16 protein-coding genes and 1 riboswitch are annotated in these 17,099 nt (G+C 31.3%); of the genes, 15 read left to right on the plus strand and 1 reads right to left on the minus strand.

From position 1 onward, the window contains the following. Positions 1-19 precede the first annotated feature (19 nt). The 13 genes from JNUCC81_RS00910 (at position 20) to fabZ (ending at position 12,362) form a co-directional block, all read left to right on the plus strand. Positions 20-235, plus strand: a complete 216-nt coding sequence (locus tag JNUCC81_RS00910) for a 4Fe-4S dicluster domain-containing protein (protein WP_208331443.1) — start codon at positions 20-22, stop codon at positions 233-235. A 24-nt stretch (positions 236-259) separates the two neighbouring features. Beyond that, a complete protein-coding gene (locus tag JNUCC81_RS00915) occupies positions 260-1,336 on the plus strand; it encodes a 3-methyl-2-oxobutanoate dehydrogenase subunit VorB (protein WP_454094910.1) in 1,077 nt (358 codons plus the stop codon). Further along, the gene (locus tag JNUCC81_RS00920; RefSeq protein WP_454094911.1) at positions 1,336-2,091 is read left to right on the plus strand and encodes a thiamine pyrophosphate-dependent enzyme; all 756 of its coding nucleotides are present in this window, start codon (positions 1,336-1,338) and stop codon (positions 2,089-2,091) included. Before JNUCC81_RS00915 ends, JNUCC81_RS00920 begins: the two co-directional genes overlap by 1 nt. A gap of 1 nt (position 2,092) precedes the next feature. Beyond that, a complete protein-coding gene (locus JNUCC81_RS00925) occupies positions 2,093-2,635 on the plus strand; it encodes a 2-oxoacid:acceptor oxidoreductase family protein (protein ID WP_454094912.1) in 543 nt (180 codons plus the stop codon). A gap of 167 nt (positions 2,636-2,802) precedes the next feature. Further along, positions 2,803-4,149, plus strand: coding sequence for a phosphoglucosamine mutase (glmM, locus tag JNUCC81_RS00930; RefSeq protein WP_454094913.1), 1,347 nt, complete (start codon positions 2,803-2,805; stop codon positions 4,147-4,149). A gap of 313 nt (positions 4,150-4,462) precedes the next feature. Beyond that, entirely contained in the window at positions 4,463-6,292 is a 1,830-nt protein-coding gene (glmS, locus tag JNUCC81_RS00935; RefSeq protein WP_454094914.1) for a glutamine--fructose-6-phosphate transaminase (isomerizing), read from the plus strand. A 110-nt stretch (positions 6,293-6,402) separates the two neighbouring features. Then, positions 6,403-7,140 carry a YwmB family TATA-box binding protein gene (locus tag JNUCC81_RS00940; RefSeq protein ID WP_208334906.1) on the plus strand — a complete coding sequence of 246 codons (738 nt, stop codon included), beginning with the start codon at positions 6,403-6,405 and terminating at the stop codon, positions 7,138-7,140. 22 nt (positions 7,141-7,162) lie between these two features. After that, a complete protein-coding gene (gene murA / locus JNUCC81_RS00945; RefSeq protein ID WP_208334905.1) occupies positions 7,163-8,416 on the plus strand; it encodes a UDP-N-acetylglucosamine 1-carboxyvinyltransferase in 1,254 nt (417 codons plus the stop codon). An 80-nt stretch (positions 8,417-8,496) separates the two neighbouring features. Further along, entirely contained in the window at positions 8,497-9,546 is a 1,050-nt protein-coding gene (spoIID, locus tag JNUCC81_RS00950; protein ID WP_454094915.1) for a stage II sporulation protein D, read from the plus strand. A gap of 171 nt (positions 9,547-9,717) precedes the next feature. Next, a complete protein-coding gene (locus tag JNUCC81_RS00955; protein WP_208334903.1) occupies positions 9,718-10,371 on the plus strand; it encodes a M23 family metallopeptidase in 654 nt (217 codons plus the stop codon). 98 nt (positions 10,372-10,469) lie between these two features. After that, positions 10,470-10,736 carry a sporulation transcriptional regulator SpoIIID gene (gene spoIIID / locus JNUCC81_RS00960; protein WP_042277578.1) on the plus strand — a complete coding sequence of 89 codons (267 nt, stop codon included), beginning with the start codon at positions 10,470-10,472 and terminating at the stop codon, positions 10,734-10,736. Between the two features lie 158 nt (positions 10,737-10,894). Then, positions 10,895-11,914 carry a rod shape-determining protein gene (gene mreB, locus JNUCC81_RS00965; protein WP_208334695.1) on the plus strand — a complete coding sequence of 340 codons (1,020 nt, stop codon included), beginning with the start codon at positions 10,895-10,897 and terminating at the stop codon, positions 11,912-11,914. 19 nt (positions 11,915-11,933) lie between these two features. Beyond that, positions 11,934-12,362 carry a 3-hydroxyacyl-ACP dehydratase FabZ gene (gene fabZ / locus JNUCC81_RS00970; RefSeq protein WP_208334696.1) on the plus strand — a complete coding sequence of 143 codons (429 nt, stop codon included), beginning with the start codon at positions 11,934-11,936 and terminating at the stop codon, positions 12,360-12,362. 139 nt (positions 12,363-12,501) lie between these two features. Here the strand turns inward: fabZ and yyaC are convergent, their stop codons facing one another. Beyond that, entirely contained in the window at positions 12,502-13,011 is a 510-nt protein-coding gene (gene yyaC, locus JNUCC81_RS00975; protein WP_208334697.1) for a spore protease YyaC, read from the minus strand. A 236-nt stretch (positions 13,012-13,247) separates the two neighbouring features. Then, positions 13,248-13,353, plus strand: a riboswitch (SAM riboswitch). A 197-nt stretch (positions 13,354-13,550) separates the two neighbouring features. On the opposite strand from yyaC, the gene metK reads away from it, so the two are divergent. Together metK and recD2 are read left to right on the plus strand one after the other, a co-directional pair. Further along, positions 13,551-14,744, plus strand: a complete 1,194-nt coding sequence (metK, locus tag JNUCC81_RS00980; protein WP_454094916.1) for a methionine adenosyltransferase — start codon at positions 13,551-13,553, stop codon at positions 14,742-14,744. 131 nt (positions 14,745-14,875) lie between these two features. Then, positions 14,876-17,098: an SF1B family DNA helicase RecD2 gene (recD2, locus tag JNUCC81_RS00985; protein WP_454094917.1), complete on the plus strand. Its 2,223-nt coding sequence runs from the start codon at positions 14,876-14,878 to the stop codon at positions 17,096-17,098. The last annotated feature ends 1 nt before the right edge of the window (position 17,099 follow it).

The raw sequence follows: 17,099 nt of genomic DNA on the forward strand, positions 1-17,099 counted from the left end.
GATTTAAGGGGGTATTTTAATGGCTAAAGGAACAGTATCTTTTAATCAAGACCGTTGCAAAGGTTGCGGGCTATGTGTAGAAGCATGTCCATTGAAAATTGTTGCGATGGATAATATGAAAATTAATAAAAAAGGATATAACCCTGCAACAGTTATTGATTTGGAGAAATGCATAGGATGTACAAACTGTGCAACTATGTGCCCAGATGAGGTTATTACAGTAGAAAGATTTTAATTAAAATATAAAGGGGGGTTTTTAATGGCTAAAATACTTATGAAGGGTAACGAAGCATTTGGAAAAGCAGCTATAGAAGCTGGATGTAAATACTTTTTTGGATATCCAATAACACCACAAAATGAAGTTCCGGAATATATGTCAAAAGAATTACCTAAAATTGGGGGCGTATTTGTTCAGGCAGAATCTGAAGTTGCTGCAATAAATATGGTTTATGGAGCAGCAGGAGCAGGAGCGAGAGTTATGACTTCTTCATCTTCACCAGGTATAGCTTTAAAACAAGAAGGGATAACTTATGCAGCAGGAGCAGAATTACCATGCGTAGTACTAAATGTAATGAGAGGTGGACCGGGACTTGGTAGTATACAGCCATCTCAAGCTGACTACTTTATGTCAACAAGAGGTGGAGGTAATGGAGATTATAGAACACCTGTATATGCACCTGCTACTGTACAAGAAGCGGTTGATATGATAATAGAAGCTTTTGATGTTGCAGATTTCTACAGAACTCCAGTTATGGTTGCTGCAGATGGTATGATAGGCCAGATGATGGAACCTGTAGAGTTTAAGGAGATGAAAAAAAGAGAGTTACAACCAAAAGATTGGGCGACAACAGGAACTAAAGGCAAGAGAAAACCTAATGTAGTAAACTCTCTATATTTAGAACCAGAAATACTAGAACAACATTGTATAAAATTAGATAAAAAATATAAAGAAATAGAAAAAAATGAAGTTCAATGTGAAATGTATAAAACTGAGGATGCAGAGTTAGTATTTGTAGCTTATGGTACAACATCAAGAATAGTTAAAAATTCAATAGATATATTAAGAGAGCAAGGTGTAAAAGCAGGACTTATAAGACCTAAGACATTATGGCCATTCCCATTTGAAGCTTTTGCAAATATACCAGAAGCTAAAACTTTATTAACAGTTGAAATGAGTATGGGTCAAATGGTAGAAGATGTAAAACTAGCAATTGAAGGTAAATTACCAGTTCACTTCTATGGAAGAGCTGGAGGGATGGCACCAACTCCAAATGAAATAGCAGATAAGGCTATTTTAATATTAGAAGAAGAATTAGCTACAGGGGGTGTTAAATAATGGCTGTTGTATTCAAAAAAACTGAAGGATTAACAGATGTTCAAACTCATTATTGTCCAGGGTGTACACATGGTATAATCCATAGATTAGTAGGAGAAGTTTTAGAAGAATTAGATGTAATAGGAGATTCTATAGGAGTAGCTCCTGTTGGATGTTCAGTTTTATCTTATAAATATTTCAATTGTGACATGCAAGAGGCATCTCATGGTAGAGCTCCTGCAGCAGCTACTGGTATAAAAAGAGTTCACCCAGATAAAACAGTATTTACATATCAAGGGGATGGAGATTTAGCTTCTATAGGTACAGCTGAAATAGTTCATGCTGCAGCTAGAGGAGAAAAGTTTACTACTATATTTGTAAATAATGCTATATACGGAATGACTGGTGGGCAAATGGCGCCAACTACTTTAGTTGGCCAAAAAGCTACTACAGCTCCATATGGTAGAGAGATAGATAAGCAAGGTTTCCCAATAAGAATGAGTGAAATGTTATCAACACTACCAGGTGCTGTATTCGTAGAAAGAGTTTCAGTAGATACACCTGTTAATGTTAGAAAAGCTAAAAAGGCTATAAAAAAAGCATTTGAAGTACAACAAGCAGGACTTGGATTTGGAATAGTAGAGGTATTATCTACATGTCCAACAAACTGGGGATTAACTCCGAATGATTCACTAAAATGGTTAAGAGATAACATGATTCCGTATTATCCATTAGGAAATATAAAAGATGTTGATTTAACTCAGGAGGTGAAGTAGCATGTCTACAGAAAGAGTAATATGTGCAGGCTTTGGTGGTCAAGGTGTTATGTCAATGGGTCAGTTGCTTACTTATGCAGGAATGCTAGAAGGAAAAGAGGTTGCTTGGTTACCTTCATATGGACCAGAAATGCGTGGAGGTACAGCAAACTGTGCCGTAACTGTATCTGATAAACCAGTTGGATCACCTCTTATAGCAAGTGATGCAACTTGCGCAATAGTAATGAACTCACCATCACTTGATAAATTTGAAAGTGAAGTAGTAGCAGGTGGAAAAATATTAGTAAATAGTTCATTAATAGAAAGAAAAGTAGAAAGAGATGATGTTGAAGTTTACTATATTCCAGCAAATGATTTAGCGCTAGAATTAGGTAATCCAAAGGTTGCAAATATGGTAATGTTAGGAGCCTATTTAGAAGCAAATCAAACAGTAGAGACGGATTCAGTATTAGAAGCATTTAAAAAGGTTTTTGGTCCTAGTAAGGAGAAATTTGTTCCATTAAATAAAGAGGCTTTACAAAAAGGCTCAAACGCAGTAAAATAAAACAAATAATAACAAAAAAAAAGACAATAGAATTATTTCTATTGTCTTTTTATCGTATACGTATTAAAATGATTTTATGACTAAAAATAGAGAATTAAGCACATTTATATGCACATAATAATATATTATAATTTGATATGCTTTTCATAATGGAAGGAGATTTCTTCATGAGAAAATATTTCGGAACTGATGGAGTAAGAGGAATTGCTAATACGGAATTAACATGCGACTTAGCTTATAAGCTTGGAAGAGCAGGTGGATATGTACTAGCTCAAGGAAAAGAAAAAGTTAAGGTAGTTGTTGGAAAAGATACTAGAGTATCTGGAGATATGTTAGAAGCCGCATTAACAGCAGGTCTTATGTCTGTTGGATGTGATGTTATAACAGTTGGAGTAATACCAACACCAGGAGTTGCTTATTTAACTAAAAAGTACAATGCTGATTGTGGAGTAGTTATATCTGCATCACATAATCCAGTAGAATACAATGGAATAAAATTCTTTAATAAAGATGGATATAAGCTTGATGATGAATTAGAACTAAATATAGAAGAATATATTGACAATATAGAAAAAGTAGATTATCATCCAGTTGGAGAAAATGTTGGTAAAAAAATACACAAACACGATGCACAAAGAGATTATGTAAATTATTTAAAATCTATAATAAATGTTGACTTTAAAGGATTAAAAGTAGTTTTAGATTGTGCAAATGGAGCAGCTTATAAAGTTGCGCCAATAGTATTTGATGAGTTAGGTGCAAGTGTAGTAACTATAAATAGTGAACCAGATGGTAATAATATAAATGATAAGTGTGGATCAACACATCCGCAAAGTCTACAAGAAGCTGTTCTGGCGCACAAAGCAGATTTAGGGCTTGCATATGATGGAGATGCTGACAGATTAATTGCCGTTGATGAAAATGGAAACATTGTTGACGGAGATCATATAATGATATTAAGTGCTATATATTTAAAAAAGAAAAATAAATTAGCAAAAGATACATTAGTAGTTACAGTAATGAGTAATATAGGCCTTACTATAGCAGCTAAAGAGCATGGAATAAAATTAGCTACTACTGGTGTAGGGGATAGATATGTATTAGAAGAAATGAAAAATAGTGGATATAACCTAGGTGGAGAGCAATCAGGCCACATGATATTCTTAGATTACAACACAACAGGTGATGGTGTACTTAGTTCTTTAGTACTTGCTGAAATAGTACTTGAAGAAGAAAAGAAAATATCAGATCTTGCAGCAGTTATGACTCAGTACCCACAAGTGCTAGTTAATGCTAGGATAAAAAATGAAAATAAGAATAGATATATGGAGTATCTTGAGATAAAAAGTGAAATAGAAAGAATTGAGAAGTTATTAGATGGTTGTGGTAGAGTATTAATTAGACCATCAGGAACAGAACCATTAGTAAGAGTTATGCTAGAGGGTAAAGAGGAAGGTCAAATAAAAGAATTAGCTACAAACTTAGCTAACCTTATACAAGAAAAACTATCGTAATTTAAAAGTGAATACTAAGACAATAAAGTATAACCCTAAAGCAATAATTAATGGGAGTGATATACTAAGATATTTATCTTAGTATTCACTTATAAGCGCCAGAACTTAGTAATTGACAAAATACAAATACTTCATAGCTACTAAGTTGACGAGGTCAGAGTTTATCGAATTATCGGCGGATGCTCTGCGGTGTGATTACCATCGTAAGAATTTCCTTAAATCTTAGAAGTAATTCTTTGGACAAAGGGAAATTTAAGTAATCATGACCTACCTCTAAAAATATATAAAATAATATTTTTAGGAGGAATTTAATATGTGTGGAATAGTTGGATATTTAGGACACAGACAAGCAACAGAGGTACTAATAGAAGGGCTTTCTAAATTAGAGTACAGAGGGTACGATTCTGCAGGCGTGGCAGTAAATGGTGGAAATGACTTAGAAATAAGAAAGTTCAAAGGAAGATTAGCAATACTTGCTGAGGACTTAGAAAAAAATCCTATAGAAGGTGGACTTGGAATAGGACATACAAGATGGGCAACTCATGGAGAGCCATCTGATGTAAACTCTCATCCTCATTTCAATATGGACAAGACAATAGCAGTAGTTCATAACGGAATAATAGAAAACTATAGTGAATTAAAAGAAGAGTTACAAGCTGAAGGTGTAGTATTCTTATCTCAAACAGATACAGAAGTTGTGGCACATTTAGTAGATAAGTACTATGAAGGAAATCTATTAGATGCTGTTTATAAGGCAACTGAAAGATTAAGAGGTGCATATGCATTAGGTGTTATATGTAAAGATAATGCAAATGAATTAGTATCAGTAAGAAAAGATAGTCCATTAGTAGTAGGACTTGGAGAAGGTGAAAACTTCATAGCATCAGATATACCTGCAATATTAAAATACACTAGAAATGTATACTTCTTAGAAAATGGTGAGTTTGTTCACATAGTTGGAGATAAATTAACTGTTTTAAATGAAAATAGAGAAGTTGTGCAAAAAGAGGTTACCGAAATAACTTGGGATGTTGAAGCTGCATCTAAAGGCGGATATGAACACTTCATGTTAAAAGAAGTTTACGAACAACCTAATGGAGTTAAAGAAACCCTAATAAGAAGATTAAATGACAATGAAGAAATTCAATTAGATGATATAAAAATGACTAAGGAAGACTTAGAAAAAATAAATAGAGTTTATATAGTTGCTTGTGGTACTGCATATCATGCAGGACTTGTAGGAAAGTATGCTATAGAAAAATTTGCTAAAATACCAGTTATAACTGATATAGCATCTGAATTTAGATATAGAGATCCATTTATAGATGACAAAACTTTACTAATATTAGTAAGCCAGTCAGGAGAAACAGCTGATACATTAGCATCTTTAAGATATGCTAAAGATAAAGGAGCTAGAATATTAGCAGTAACTAATGTTGTTGGTTCTTCTATAGCTAGAGAAGCTGATGATGTATTCTATACTTGGGCAGGACCAGAAATTTCAGTTGCATCAACTAAAGCTTACACTACTCAATTAGTATCATTCTATATGATAGCTTTAGATTTTGCTATAAAGAGAGGTACTATAACTAAAGAGTACTACAATGAAATGATAGAAAAATTAAAAGAAATGCCTGAAAAAGTTTTAAAAGCATTAGAACAAGAAAACTATATTAAAGATGATGTAGCTAAAACTTTAAAAGAAACTCATAGTGCATTCTACTTAGGTAGAGGACTAGACTACAACTTAGCTATGGAAGGTGCATTAAAGATAAAAGAAATATCTTATATACATGCAGAAGCTTTTGCAGCTGGAGAATTAAAGCATGGTACAATAGCTTTAATAGAAAAAGGAACTCCAGTTATAGCTATAGCTACTCAAGGAGAGCTATTTGAAAAAATGGTTTCAAATATGGAAGAAGTTAGAGCTAGAGGAGCTTATGTAATAGCAATAGCTCAAGAGAAAAATGTAGAAGTAGAAAAAGCAGCTGATAAGGTAATATATATACCGAATGTAGATGATATATTATCAAGTATATTAACTGTGCTACCTCTTCAATTATTATCTTACTACGTTGCAGTTCAAAGAGGTTGCGATGTAGATAAGCCAAGAAACTTAGCTAAATCAGTAACAGTTGAATAATAAAGTTTAAACAATTAAAAACAAAATACTAACATAGTATATAAAGTATATCCTCCTTAAAATTGTCAATAATCCAATTATAAATATGATGATTTTAAGGGGGATTTTTTATGAAAATAATAAAATTAATTACAAGTTTTATATTACTGATGATAATTGGAATAGTAATATCATATGCTGATATTAAGTCAAACAATGAATATAATAAGTTGATAGAAACTTTTGATAATACTCAAGCTAATTTTAAGTTTTACAATATAAAGGCGAATGGAGTTATAAACTACGATATATCTAAGAATGAAATGAGAGATATATTCGTGGAAATAATTAACAATTTAGGCCTTGAAGAGAGTAATATGAAGTGGGAAGAAAACTGGAACAATAACCAAAACCAGATATATGCACAAGTTCAGAATGAAGAAAAAAATATTTCAATTTCTGGAATTAAAAAAAATGACGAAGAAGCATATATTATGGTTGACATATTAGAAAATAAAGTATATAAAAATATAGTGGATATTTATACAATTCTTGAAAATACGTTAAACAAACATGTTCAAAAAGTTGACATAAATACGTGTATATCAGGAGAGTACACAAAAAAGTTACAGATGAATAAATATGATGATATTTTTCAAGAAATATTATATAATATGAATGCTAAAGAAATAGATAGAGTAGAGGAAGAAAATTTTATATCTATTACAGCATATAGCAAAGTTTTAAAGGATAATTACTTAGAATATTTAGGCGATAAGATAAATTTGAATATAGGAATGAGGTATAGTGAGGATGACGAAAAAACGATCATCTATATTGCTACGCCAATTATAAAATTAGATTATTAATTAATGAGGAGAGGTCAATAAAATGGCAAAGATAATAGTTAACAAGAGTAACCCACTTAAGGGGAACGTTAAAATAGATGGAGCAAAAAACGCAGTTTTACCAATAATAGCATCAACTTTATTAGCAAAAGGAAAGTCTACTTTAAGAGGAGTTCCAAATTTAAGAGATGTACATGTTATATCTGATTTATTAAGACATTTAGGAGCTGAGGTAGAATATGAAGGTACTACATTAACTGTAGATGCAACTAATATAACTACATGTGAAGCACCATATGAACTTGTAAGAAAGATGAGAGCATCATTCTTAGTTATGGGACCGTTATTAGCAAGATTTAATCATACTAAGATATCTATGCCAGGAGGATGTGCTATAGGAACTAGACCTATAGATTTACATCTAAAAGGATTTAAATACTTAGGTGCTGATGTAGATATGGATCACGGATTCGTTGAAGCTACTACTAAAAAATTAACAGGAGCTAAATTATATTTAGATTTCCCATCAGTTGGAGCTACTGAAAACATAATGATGGCAGCTGCACTTGCAGAAGGAACTACTATAATCGAAAACGCAGCAGAAGAGCCAGAAATAGTAGATTTAGCAAACTTCTTAAATGAAATGGGTGCTAATATAAAAGGTGCGGGTACTAATACTATAAAAATAAATGGAGTTAAGGAATTACATGGAGCGGAACATAATGTAATACCAGATAGAATAGAAGCTGCAACTTACATGGTAGCAGCAGCTATGACAAAAGGCGATATAATAATAGAAAATGTGATGATGGAGCATTTAAAGCCAGTTACAGCTAAATTAAAAGAAGCTGGATGTGAAATAATAGAGTTAGATAATGCTGTTAGAGTAATAGGACCAGAAATTTTAAAGCCAATAGATATAAAAACATTACCTCATCCAGGATTTCCTACAGATGTTCAAGCTCAATTTATGGCTATGCTTACTGTAGCTAATGGATCAGGGGTAGTTATAGAAACTGTATTTGAAAATAGATTTATGCACGTTGCTGAATTTAATAGAATGGGTGCGAATATAAAGATAGAAGGTAGAAGTGCTATAGTTAATGGTGTTGATAAATTACATGGAGCTAAAGTAAATGCTACAGATTTAAGAGCTGGTGCAGCGCTTATACTATGTGGGCTTATAGCTGAAGGTGAAACTCAAATAGGTGAAATATATCACATACAAAGAGGATATGTTGATATAGATAAGAAAATAACTGCTTTAGGCGGGAATATAAAGATAGTAGAAGATTAATAAATACGTAATTTAATGTAATAAAAGAATAGGGTTTTTCATATACTTTAATGTTAATAAGAAAACTAAGGAGGAAGTATATGAAGAACCCTTTACTAATTTTAGCAGGTGTAGTAGTTTGTTCAATATCAATTCCAATACTTATAAGTGTAGTATCTTATGATGATATTAATGTTAGTACACAAGTAAAAGAAGTAAAAGAATTAGTTACTAAAGCACCAGTAGCAGACACTAAAAAAGAAAAAGAAGTAATAAATTATGAAACTGTAGATAAAAAAACACCTATTATTAATGTATATAATCATAAGTTGGGTAAAGTTCAAGCAATGAATATGGAAGAATATCTGTGTGGAGTTTTAGCAGGGGAAATGTCTGCAGAATTTGATATAGAGGCTTTAAAGGCCCAAGCTTTAGCAGCAAGAACTTATGTAAAGTATAAAGAAAAACAAGGTCCAAATAGCAAACATAAAAATGCACTTGTATGTACAGATTTTAGGCATTGTCAAGAATACAAAAGTCCAGAAGAACTAGAAAAGAGGAATGGTAAAGCTTGGATGGAAAGTTCTTATAAAAAAATAAAACAAGCAGTAGATGAGACTAAAGGTCAAATTATTACATATAAAGGAAAGCCTATACTTACATTATATTTTTCAACGTCATCTGGAAAGACTGAGAATAGTGAAGAGGTTTTTTCTTCAGCATATCCATATTTAAAATCAGTTGATAGCCCATATGATAAAAATGCTCCTAAGTATATTTCTGCATTAGAATTAAGTAATGGTGACTTTGCAAACTTATTTAAGAAAAGTTATAGTAATATTAAAATAGATGCAAGTAACTTGAGTAATCAAGTTAAGGTTAAAAAAAGAAGTGAAGGCGGAGCTGTAGAAACGATTAAGATAGGTAATAAAGAAATTAAAGGTACCGATGTCAGAAATATATTAAGTTTAAACTCGGCTAACTTTGATATTAAGTTTGAAAATAACTCTGTGAAAATTAATGTAAAGGGATATGGACATGGAGTAGGTATGAGTCAATGGGGAGCTCAAGGTATGGCAGAAGACGGCTATAAGTATTATGAAATATTGTCTCATTACTATACAGGAACTAATATAACTGATATATATTAAAATAAACTCTATAAAGCAAATTACTTGCTTTATAGAGTTTATTTTAATGTAGAATTTTAAGTTAATATATTAAATATATAACAAAATATATATTTCAAAAAAGTTCATAAATTGTATAAAAATAGAAATTAACGCCAACAATATAAATACATAAATATTTGGAGGTGCTGTATGAAGAAAAAGCTATTAGAAAAAGATGGTTTTTACTTAGCCTTATTTGCGTGTGTTTGTTTGTTAGCAATTGGTGGGGTTTGGTTTACAAAAAATAATGTGGATGAATTAGCGTCTAATAAAGGATTTGTAAACAAAGCCGATAAAGATGATGAATTGCAATTAATAGAAAAAGATAATGAAAATGTGGTACCAACAACAAATTCAGAGCAAAATTTAGAAAAAGCTAAAGAAAAGGCTAAGGAAAATGATTCGAAGTTAAGTTTTTTAGGAACTAAAGTAATTAGAGAGTATTCAGAAAAAGAACCAAGTTATTCAAAAACATTAGATGTATGGGAAATACATAAAGGTTTAGATATAAGTGCAAAGAGTGGTTCTGAAATCAAGTCTTTATTAAATGGTAAAGTTGAATCTGTATTTACAGATGATCAACATGGAATTTCAGTTAAAGTAAAAAGTGATAATGATACAACAGTAGTATATTCTAATTTATCAAAAGATACAAAGGTTAAAAAAGGCCAAGAAATTAAATCTGGAGATGTTTTAGGAACTGTAGGAAACACAAGCTCAGTTGAAGGACAAGATGGGTCACACGTACATGTAGAAGCATTTAAAGGAAAAAAATACATAGATCCAATGAGTTTAATAAAATAAAAAATATAACAGACTTAATCAAATTTGATTAAGTCTGTTATATTTTTTTGAAATGCTACATATATATGATTAAGGCTAGTATGTGAGGGGGGGAAGTCTTGAGATCTCATATAGAGGAGCGAGCTATCGTTGTAGCAAAATATATACTAGAAAGAAATACTACGGTACGACAAACTGCAAAAACATTCGGAGTGAGTAAAAGTACAATTCACAAAGATGTAACAGAACGTCTGGAAGAAATAAATCCATCTCTGGCTAAAGAAGTTAAGATGGTTTTAGAAAAGAATAAATCTGAGAGACACATAAGAGGCGGCATGGCAACAAAACTTAAATATGAAAAAGATATAAAAAAAGATGTAGGTTAAAGCCTACATTTTTTTTATTTATAAAATAAATTTACTACTTAAAAAATGAAGAAACTTTTCCTTGACTTAAACAGGGTTTTTGTATATTTTGTAATATAGGAGTATTTGCAAAAAACGAAAAGTTTAAATATAAATGAATATAAAAAGGAGTTGAAAAAATGGCTAGAGCTGATATAGGAATAGACTTAGGTACTGCTAATGTATTGGTGTATGTTAGTGGTAAAGGAATTGTATTAGAGGAGCCATCTGTTGTAGCGATAGAACAAAGAACAAATTCTGTTTTAGCAGTAGGTGAAGAAGCAAGAAGGATGATAGGTAGAACACCTGGAAATATAGTAGCTATTAGACCATTAAGAGATGGAGTTATTTCAAACTACGATGTAACTGAAAAAATGCTAAATTATTTTATAAATAAAGTTGTAGACAAAAAAGGATTCTCAAGATTTTTTATGCCTAGAATAATGGTTTGTGTTCCAACGGGTGTTACGGAAGTAGAAAAAAGAGCTGTGGAAGAAGCTACAAGACAAGCCGGAGCAAGAGATGTATATATTATAGAAGAACCAATTGCAGCTGCAATTGGATCAGGTATAGATATAGCTGAACCAAATGGAAACATGGTTATAGATATCGGTGGAGGTACAGCGGATATAGCCGTAATATCTTTAGGAGGAGCTGTTGTAAGCGAATCTATTAAAATGGGTGGAGATAAATTTGATGAAGCTATAGTAAGATATATAAGAAAACAACATAATCTTCTTATCGGAGAAAGAAGTGCTGAAAAAATAAAGATAGAAATAGGATGCGCATTTAAAAGAAAAGAAGAAAAGAGTATGAAAATAAGCGGTAGAAATTTAGTTACAGGATTACCTGTATCTCTAGAGATAAACTCAACAGAAATTTTAAGTGCTCTTGATGAATGTGCTGAGCAAATAGTTGTTTCAGCGCATAATGTATTAGAAAAAACACCACCAGAATTAGCAGCTGATATAAGTGATACAGGCATAATAATGACAGGTGGAGGAGCCTTATTACATGGTTTAGACAAAAGAATAGAAGAAAGACTAGGTATAAAGGTTATAATAGCAGATGAGCCTTTAGCATGTGTTGCAAAAGGAACAGGAAGTGCATTAGGGTCTTTAGACTTACTTGAAACAGGTGGTACCTTTAGAAGAAAATAAAATTTAGGGAGGTATTTCAATGTTAAATATAGATCAAATAAAAGAGTTAATACCACATAGATATCCATTTTTGTTAGTGGACAAGGTTATAGAATTAGAAGAAGGAAAAAAAGCAGTAGGTATTAAAAATGTTACAGCTAATGAACCATTTTTCCAAGGCCACTTTCCAGAATATCCTATAATGCCAGGGGTTTTAATTGTTGAAGCTATGGCTCAAGTAGGGGCAGTAGCTATGATGTCTATAGAAGAAAATAAAGGTAAATTAGGTGTATTTGCAGGTATAGATAAGGTAAGATTTAAAAAAGAAGTAAGACCTGGGGATACATTAATTATGGAAGTTGAAATGCTATCTTTAAGAAGAAACATTGGTAAGGCTACAGCAAAAGCTTACGTTGGAGAAGAACTTGCTTGTAGCGGAGAATTAATGTTTGCTCTTGTACAAAAATAAAATAAAAGTCCTAAAATTTAGGACTTTTTAAAATAAATATTATACTCGCCCTATTATATTAGACTTATCTAATATAATGGGGCGAGTTTTTTTGAGTAACATGTTGGCGAATATTTTGAGTAACGTGTTGACGAATATTTTAGGTAGAAAGTAATAGAGCTAACGAAATTACTTCGGCTAATTCTATTATGAAGCTAAGGCGCACATTATTAAATGAAAATCTATTATTTTCATCTATCTTATCAACTATTCCTACAATAGAATGGTTTCCTATTTGAGGTAATTTTTTTCCAACACCTTTTCCAGGTAAAATTGGGCCTTCTCTTATTTGTATATTACCTATGCTACTTTTTGACCCTAAACATGCATCTATAGCTAAAAAATTTCCATTTGGATGAATCTGTTTTATGTGATCAATAGATTCGTATATATTTAAAGCGTGGATAGGATTATCTAATGTTCCGTAAACGGGGTATTTAAAATCACTATTTTGCAACATTGTACCAACTAATGGTCCGAGAGCGTCTCCGATAGCTCTGTCTGTTCCTATGCAAACTACAACTGTATTTTCATCGATTAAATCTTTAAGTATTGAACTTAATACTTCTACAACGTTCTCTTTTTTATAATTCACTTTGGCTAAATACATAGGCACCCCCCTTCAAAAAAATATATGAATTTTTAATTTAAAAAATACCTATCTTAGGTTACATAATATATAATATGAAAATGGTATTAAATAGGATACTATATAGTTGATATAGTACAAGCAAGAATATTCCAAATGATAAATTTGATTTAAAATTATTGACAGGATTTTATAAAGATAGTAATATATAAATTAATGAGATATATAATATAAAGAACTTAATAACTTTCTTGATTACCTTATCAAGAGCGGCGGAGGGATAGGCCCTGTGAAGCCCAGCAACCACCCATTTGGGAAAAGGTGCTAAATCCTACAAGACTAAATAGTCTTGAGAGATGAGGTTAGTTAATTAATGTATTGAATATACAAAATTAACCTCTTCTTGCATAAGAAGAGGTTTTTTAATTATTAAACTATTACCTCTAATATATAGCGTAAGATTTCAGATATATAAAGTTAAATTAACTAAGAGTATTCATAATTGGACTAGCATAGGGGATGAATCAAACCCCGAAATTATAAATTAAGGAGGAATTAAAATGGCAAGACATTTATTTACATCAGAATCAGTAACAGAAGGGCATCCAGATAAAATATGTGACCAAATATCAGATGCAATATTAGATGAATTATTAAAGCAAGATCCACTATCAAGAGTTGCTTGTGAGACTACAGTAACAACGGGGCTTGTATTAGTAGCGGGAGAAATAACAACAAAAGCATATGCTGATATACCTAAAATAGTAAGAGAAACAGTAAGAGAAATAGGATACGATAGAGCAAAATATGGATTTGACTGTGACACTTGTGCAGTTATAACTTCTATAGATGAACAATCAGGGGATATAGCTATGGGTGTTGATGAAGCATTAGAAAATAGAGATGGACAAACAGCAGAAGATGAAATAGAAAAAGTAGGTGCAGGTGACCAAGGTATAATGTTTGGTTTTGCTTGTAACGAAACAGAGGAATTAATGCCACTTCCAATATCTTTAGCTCATAAATTAGCTAGAAGATTAACAGAAGTTAGAAAAAATTCTACATTAGATTACTTAAGACCAGATGGAAAAACTCAAGTAACAGTAGAATACGAAGGAAATACTCCAGTAAGAGTTCATACAGTACTTATATCTACTCAACATGGAGAAGAAGTAACTAGTGAAACAATAAGAGAAGACTTAATAAATCATGTAATAAAAGCAGTTATACCAGCTAATTTATTAGACGAAGAAACTAAGATATATATAAATCCAACGGGAAGATTCGTTGTTGGTGGTCCTCAAGGAGATACAGGTCTTACAGGAAGAAAAATAATAATAGATACTTACGGAGGATACTCAAGACACGGTGGTGGAGCATTCTCAGGAAAAGATGCTACAAAAGTTGATAGATCTGCAGCTTACGCTGCAAGATATGTAGCTAAGAATATAGTTGCAGCTGGGCTTGCTGACAAGTGTGAAATAGAACTTGCATATGCAATAGGTGTAGCAAGACCACTTTCTATATTTATAGATACGTTTGGAACTGGAAAAGTATCTGAAGAAATATTAGTTAAATTAGTTGAAAAGAACTTTGACTTAAGACCAGGTGCAATAATAAGAGACTTAGACTTAAGACAACCAATATTCAAAAGTACAGCAGCTTATGGACACTTTGGTAGAACTGATATAGATTTACCATGGGAAAGAACAGATAAAGCTCAAATTTTAAGAAAAGAAGCTCTAGGACAATAATATAAATTAGATTTATAAATAAAGCCCCTTAAAGTAATATTACTTTAAGGGGTGATTTTATTTTATATAAAAGGTATAATAATTACAACTTAAGTACAGTATAGAAATATTATTTGTTGTAGGAGAAAAGTATGGAAAGATTAGAAGGAATGATAAGTGATATAGTATTCAAAAATGAGGATAATGGATACACCATAGCCCATTTAGCTAACTCTAATAGTGAAGTTGTAATAGTCGGATGTATGCCAACTTTATCAGTTGGAGAAAGCATAGAAGTAGAGGGGAAATGGATAAATCACAAAACTTATGGAACTCAGTTTGAGGTAAATAAATTTATGCCAGTAACGCCATCATCACTCGAAGGAATTTATGTATATCTGGCATCGGGTATGATACATGGAATAGGTGAAAAAATGGCGAAAAGGATTATAGATAAATTTGGAGTTAATACTTTAGATATAATACAAAATAGTCCTGAAAGATTACAAGAAGTAGAAGGTATAGGAAGTAAGAAGATAAATCAAATAGTCAAAAGTTATGAAGAAAATAGAGAACTTAGAAATATAATTATTGAATTATCACCTTATGGAATTACTCCTAATTACTGTATGAAAATATATAAAAAATACAAAAATAAGGCTATTGAAGTTATAAATAGAAATCCATATAAGTTAGCGGAAGATATAAGAGGTATCGGGTTTAAAATAGCTGATGATATAGCGAATAAAATAGGAATAGAAAAGAATTCTAAAGATAGAATTTGCCAAGGAATTTTATATTCTCTAAATCAATCTTTAGGAAGTGGACATACTTATCTACCAGAAAATATTTTAATACAAGATGCTAAAAAACTATTACAAGTAAGTACTGATCTTATAGAAGAGTGTATAATGGATTTAGCTTATGACCAAAAGGTGCATATAGAAAAAATGAGCGGACAAAACTTAATATATTTAATACCATACTATTTATCTGAAAACGGGGTTTGTAAGCAAATAATAAAATTATCTCAATGTGAATTTAAAGATTTAAATATAGATATTGAAGAAGAAATAAGACTTGTTGAAAATGAAGAAGGTATAAAGTTAGCTACTAACCAAGCTAAGGCTGTTAAAGAATCAATAGAAAGTGGAGTAGTAATAGTTACTGGAGGTCCTGGAACAGGAAAAACTACAACTATAAACACAATAATAAAAATATTTGAAAATAACAATCAAGAAGTTGTTTTAGCAGCACCAACAGGAAGAGCTGCTAAAAGAATGAGCGAAACTTCTAATAAAGAAGCAAAAACTATACATAGATTACTTGAAATGGGATTTGCTACAGATAGTGACCAATTAGAATTTATGAAAAATGAAGAAGAACCTATAAAAGCAGATGTGATAATAGTAGATGAAGTTTCTATGGTTGACATTTTATTAATGTACTCATTACTAAGAGCTATAAAAGAAGGAACTAGAGTTATACTAGTTGGAGATAGTGACCAGTTACCATCTGTTGGAGCAGGTAATGTACTTAAAGATATGATAGATTCTGGGGTTATAAATGTAGTTGAATTAAATGAAATATTTAGACAAGCAAGAGAAAGTATGATAGTAGTAAATGCTCATAAAATAAATAACGGACAACCTCTTCACTTAAATTCAAAAGGTAAAGACTTCTTCTTTATAAGAAAATCTACAAATGAAGAAATTTTACAAGAAATAGTTGGCTTAGTTAATGAAAGACTACCTAAATTTTATAATGTAGATAAATTAAAAGATATACAAATACTAGCTTCTATGAGAAAAGGCGACTTAGGTGTGACCAATCTAAATGTAGAGTTACAAAAATACCTTAACCAACCTGAAAAATTTAAATTAGAAGAGAGTTTCCAAAAAAGACTTTTTAGAGTCGGTGATAAAGTTATGCAAATAAAAAATAATTACACTAAAAAATGGGAAAGTGAAGATTCAAAAGATAGTGGAGAAGGTATATATAATGGAGATATAGGTTATGTATATCATATAGACAAAGATAAGAGAACTGTATACGTATTATTTGATAATACTAAAATAGTGTCTTATAAGTATGATGAATTAGATGAACTAGATCATAGTTTCTGTACAACTATACATAAAAGCCAGGGAAGTGAATTTCCAGTTGTAGTTATACCTATAACATGGGCCCCACCGATGCTACTTAGCCGTAACTTGTTATATACAGCTATAACGAGAGCTAAAAAGCTAGTTGTATTAGTTGGAGATGTAAAGTACTTAGAATATATGATAAAAAATAATAGAACGAATGAGAGATACTCTAATTTAGCATATAAGTTAAATAAATTTAAAGTAGAAGGGTTGTTAGTTAAATAAA

This window comes from Faecalimicrobium sp. JNUCC 81 (assembly GCF_053667625.1).

Coding starts and splice junctions, on each gene's coding strand:
- JNUCC81_RS00940 (WP_208334906.1), top strand. CDS start 6,403: ATGAAAATAATAAAATTAATTACAAGTTTTATATTACTGATGATAATT.
- JNUCC81_RS00915 (WP_454094910.1), top strand. CDS start 260: ATGGCTAAAATACTTATGAAGGGTAACGAAGCATTTGGAAAAGCAGCT.
- fabZ (WP_208334696.1), top strand. CDS start 11,934: ATGTTAAATATAGATCAAATAAAAGAGTTAATACCACATAGATATCCA.
- recD2 (WP_454094917.1), top strand. CDS start 14,876: ATGGAAAGATTAGAAGGAATGATAAGTGATATAGTATTCAAAAATGAG.
- yyaC (WP_208334697.1), bottom strand. CDS start 13,011: ATGTATTTAGCCAAAGTGAATTATAAAAAAGAGAACGTTGTAGAAGTA.
- spoIID (WP_454094915.1), top strand. CDS start 8,497: ATGAAGAACCCTTTACTAATTTTAGCAGGTGTAGTAGTTTGTTCAATA.
- glmS (WP_454094914.1), top strand. CDS start 4,463: ATGTGTGGAATAGTTGGATATTTAGGACACAGACAAGCAACAGAGGTA.
- JNUCC81_RS00925 (WP_454094912.1), top strand. CDS start 2,093: ATGTCTACAGAAAGAGTAATATGTGCAGGCTTTGGTGGTCAAGGTGTT.
- JNUCC81_RS00910 (WP_208331443.1), top strand. CDS start 20: ATGGCTAAAGGAACAGTATCTTTTAATCAAGACCGTTGCAAAGGTTGC.
- glmM (WP_454094913.1), top strand. CDS start 2,803: ATGAGAAAATATTTCGGAACTGATGGAGTAAGAGGAATTGCTAATACG.
- mreB (WP_208334695.1), top strand. CDS start 10,895: ATGGCTAGAGCTGATATAGGAATAGACTTAGGTACTGCTAATGTATTG.
- JNUCC81_RS00955 (WP_208334903.1), top strand. CDS start 9,718: ATGAAGAAAAAGCTATTAGAAAAAGATGGTTTTTACTTAGCCTTATTT.
- murA (WP_208334905.1), top strand. CDS start 7,163: ATGGCAAAGATAATAGTTAACAAGAGTAACCCACTTAAGGGGAACGTT.
- JNUCC81_RS00920 (WP_454094911.1), top strand. CDS start 1,336: ATGGCTGTTGTATTCAAAAAAACTGAAGGATTAACAGATGTTCAAACT.
- metK (WP_454094916.1), top strand. CDS start 13,551: ATGGCAAGACATTTATTTACATCAGAATCAGTAACAGAAGGGCATCCA.